This is a genomic window from Streptomyces carpinensis, assembly GCF_002154505.1.
Classification (GTDB): domain Bacteria; phylum Actinomycetota; class Actinomycetes; order Streptomycetales; family Streptomycetaceae; genus Streptomyces; species Streptomyces carpinensis.
The window spans coordinates 1-815 of record NZ_MUBM01000624.1; the positions used below are offsets into that span (position 1 = coordinate 1).

The window sequence follows — 815 nt, forward strand, 5'->3', positions numbered from 1 at the left end:
GTGCGTCCCGGGTGCGCTGCTTCTTGCGTTCGCGCAGCCCCGGACGCGGCGCCGTACCGGGGGCGGCCCCGACTGTGTCCATCAACGTGCTCGGTCCTCCCGGCAAACTCTTTCCGCTGTTCAGACTATAGGAGTGCAACTTGTCAGTTACCGACTTGTGAATCCGTTTGTCGTTTGTCAGTGGCTGACATTAGCCTCGAATGTATGACTAGTCAGACCGTCGATACGACAGGGCCGGGGGACAAGGCGTCAGCCCCGTCGGACCCCCCACCGCCCGAGGGCTTGCGCGGGCACCCGTGGGTCACCCTGATCACCGTCGCCGTGGGGGTCATGATGGTGGCCCTCGACGGCACCATCGTGGCCATCGCCAACCCGGCCATCCAGAAGGACCTGCACGCCAGCTTCGCGGATGTGCAGTGGATCACCAACGGCTACTTCCTGGCCCTCGCGGTCTCGCTGATCACCGCGGGCAAGCTGGGTGACCGCTTCGGGCACCGGCAGACCTTCCTCATCGGTGTGACCGGCTTCGCCGCCGCCTCCGGGGCCATCGGCCTGTCGCACAGCATCGCGATGGTCGTGACCTTCCGCGTCTTCCAGGGCCTGTTCGGCGCACTGCTGATGCCGGCCGCACTCGGTCTGCTGCGGGCCACCTTCCCGGCCGAGAAGCTCAACATGGCCATCGGCATCTGGGGCATGGTCATCGGCGCCTCCACCGCGGGCGGCCCGATCCTCGGCGGCGTCCTCGTCGAGCACGTCAACTGGCAGTCGGTGTTCTTCATCAACGTGCCCGTCGGCGCCCTCGCCCTGCTCCTCGG

General features: G+C 66.9%; 1 protein-coding gene. It reads left to right on the forward strand.

The window, feature by feature from the left end; translation table 11 throughout:
• Positions 1-330 precede the first annotated feature (330 nt).
• Positions 331-815: MFS transporter (locus BZY54_RS47220; protein ID WP_244217698.1), on the forward strand; the 485-nt coding region annotated here is incomplete at its 3' end.